Annotated in this window: 5 protein-coding genes; 3 read left to right on the top strand and 2 right to left on the bottom strand. The window is 34.5% G+C overall.

The annotated features are described in order from the left end of the window. The first annotated feature begins 98 nt into the window (after nt 1-98). Entirely contained in the window at nt 99-356 is a 258-nt protein-coding gene (locus tag V7124_RS16810) for a DUF6154 family protein (protein WP_335416972.1), read from the top strand. Nucleotides 357-459: 103 nt separating this feature from the next. Next, a complete protein-coding gene (ytzI, locus tag V7124_RS16805) occupies nt 460-618 on the top strand; it encodes a YtzI protein (RefSeq protein WP_335416969.1) in 159 nt (52 codons plus the stop codon). 38 nt (nt 619-656) lie between these two features. On the opposite strand, the gene V7124_RS16800 is transcribed toward ytzI, so the two are convergent. Then, complete coding sequence (locus V7124_RS16800; protein WP_335416967.1) at nt 657-1130, bottom strand: S-ribosylhomocysteine lyase; 474 nt, start codon at nt 1128-1130, stop codon at nt 657-659. 144 nt (nt 1131-1274) lie between these two features. Between V7124_RS16800 and yidD the strand changes: the two genes are divergently transcribed. Next, nucleotides 1275-1502, top strand: a complete 228-nt coding sequence (gene yidD, locus V7124_RS16795) for a membrane protein insertion efficiency factor YidD (protein WP_335416965.1) — start codon at nt 1275-1277, stop codon at nt 1500-1502. Here yidD and V7124_RS16790 read toward each other — a convergent pair. Further along, nucleotides 1499-2071 carry a beta-class carbonic anhydrase gene (locus tag V7124_RS16790; protein ID WP_335491217.1) on the bottom strand — a complete coding sequence of 191 codons (573 nt, stop codon included), beginning with the start codon at nt 2069-2071 and terminating at the stop codon, nt 1499-1501. The two genes, yidD and V7124_RS16790, sit on opposite strands and share 4 nt — an antisense overlap. Between the last annotated feature and the right edge of the window lie 223 nt (nt 2072-2294).

Genomic DNA, 2294 nt, shown 5'->3' with positions numbered 1-2294 from the left:
TTTAAAATCTTTTGCTTCAGCTATAGAGGATATTTTTCATCATAAGGGGAATTGAATAAGTAAGGATAAAATTTCAAAATTCTATGGAGGTGAACAAAATGAGATTAGTCGATGAATTATTTCAGATGTATCGCGATAAGCTTACAGGTGATGAAGAGGATATTGATATGTTAGCATTCGCCTTCTTAGAAGAAATGTCACATGAAGATCTTCTTCATTTGATTAAAGAGATGGATAAGCAGGAATTATACGATTTAATGGGACTTTATTTAATTGAAAGCTTGAAAGGAAAATTTGCACAGGAAGAGTACGGACAGCAGCGTACCCATAATTACCATCCAAGGAATATTCATTAATAAACTACATACCACGGTTAAAGGAACTGCAGACTGCAGTTTCTTTTTTTGTTAAAGTCGAATAAAATCATGGTAAAATAGAAGGTAAAAGGAGAGGAATAAAATGTATACAATATTTGTGGTAAGCATTATCATTATTATCGTTGTGCTGTTATTGGCAGTTATTACTACTTCAAAAGCCTATACTTTTAAACACACTGTCGATCCAATTGATGATAATCCCTATTTAAAGAACGAAAAACTAGAAGATGAGAATAAATAAGAAATTCCTATTCAACTCGAATAGGAATTTCTTTTTTTCTATGCAAAAACTTGTTTTAAGTCTTCTTTACTTTGCTCCAGCCAAAAACGCATTAACCGCTTTGCGCCTTCTAAATCATGGAGCTTCGCTTGACCGCATTGTCTTTCATTTGCTGCAGGTATTTCAATAATTTCAACTGCATCCTTCATAGTATCTTCTAGAAGGTCAATAATTTCTTCAACGGTTGGCTCCCCACTGACAACTAAATAATAACCTGTTTGACAGCCCATTGGTGAAATATCGATGATATCAAAGTGATCATATTTTTCTGAATGTGCACGAAGATTGAATGCAAGTAAATGTTCTAACGTATGAATGACATCTGGCTTCATGGCCTGTTTATTGGGCTGACAAAAGCGGATATCATATTTATTAACAATACCGTCACTTCCTACCTTATGGACCCCACAATGTCTAACATAAGGGGCTTTAACAGCATTATGATCTAAATCAAAGCTTTCTACTGAAGGCAATATTCTCCACTCCCTTTTTTACATCTATCAATTATCATACATTAAATTCCGAGTTTTTTCATCTACATAGGCATATTTAACAATTTAGACGTTTTTTTCTATCTATGATATCTTTTAAGTAATCTGATTGAGAGGGGTGTACCTATGCTAAAAAAAATATTTATTTCGATCATTCGCTTTTACCAAGTTGTGATTTCACCCATAAAACCTCCAACCTGCCGTTTCTATCCTACCTGTTCACATTATGGATTAGAAGCCGTTCAACGGTTTGGTGCTCTAAAGGGAGGCTGGCTAACGCTTAAGAGAATTTTAAAATGTCATCCCTTCCATCCAGGTGGGCTTGACCCTGTTCCAGAAAAAAAAGAACTTTAGTGATTATACCCATCCACAACCAAATCAAGCTTTCCTGTTTTAGGGTCAATAACTAGACCGTGTACAGGTACACCTTTTGGCATAAGTGGGTGATTTTTGATTACTCCCACACTATGCTCCACACTATCTGTGACGTTGTCAAATCCATGCAGCCATTTATTGATATTAATACCCGAATAGGAAAGGGTATCTATCGTTTCCTCTGTTACCCCTCGATTCTTCATACTTTCTATCACCGGTTCAGGCTTTAATCCACTCATCCCACAATCATAGTGTGCGATTACGAGGACTTCCTCTGCCTGAAGCTGATAAACGGCAATAAGAATACTCCTCATGATACTTCCAAATGGATGTGAAACGAGTGCCCCTGCATTTTTGATTGTCTTTACGTCGCCATTCCCTAAGTTCATAGCCTTAGGTAATAATTCCAATAGTCTTGTATCCATGCAAGTTAGAATAACTGTTCGTTTATTCGGAAATTTTGTTGTTTCATACTTCTCATATTCTCGGCTTTCAACAAATTTTTGATTATAATCCAGGATTTCATTTAGTAATTTTGAGTCATTCATGTTTATCCCACCTCATCTTTGTTTTTACTTACTTATCATACATAAATTTTTAATTGATGTATAAAAGTTATGCTTGCAATTAGGGTAATTTTTTTGTAAGATACATAAGGAAATCGTAATCGTTACGTATTATATTTTTTTATAAACTTAATTCTAAAAATTTTTCAAATATAAATCGTAATAACTCCGGTTTATTAACATAAAGCTGTGTTAAACTTGGCTG

The organism is Neobacillus niacini (assembly GCF_036961885.1).
Taxonomy (GTDB): domain Bacteria; phylum Bacillota; class Bacilli; order Bacillales; family Cytobacillaceae; genus Neobacillus; species Neobacillus niacini_H.
The sequence above is the reverse complement of the archived record's forward strand: the minus strand, read 5'-3'. Positions and strand labels throughout refer to the sequence as shown.

Bases quoted from the DNA above. Each gene is read 5' to 3' on its own strand.
- V7124_RS16810 (WP_335416972.1), top strand. From the start codon at position 99: ATGAGATTAGTCGATGAATTATTTCAGATGTATCGCGATAAGCTTACA.
- ytzI (WP_335416969.1), top strand. From the start codon at position 460: ATGTATACAATATTTGTGGTAAGCATTATCATTATTATCGTTGTGCTG.
- yidD (WP_335416965.1), top strand. From the start codon at position 1,275: ATGCTAAAAAAAATATTTATTTCGATCATTCGCTTTTACCAAGTTGTG.
- V7124_RS16790 (WP_335491217.1), bottom strand. From the start codon at position 2,071: ATGAATGACTCAAAATTACTAAATGAAATCCTGGATTATAATCAAAAA.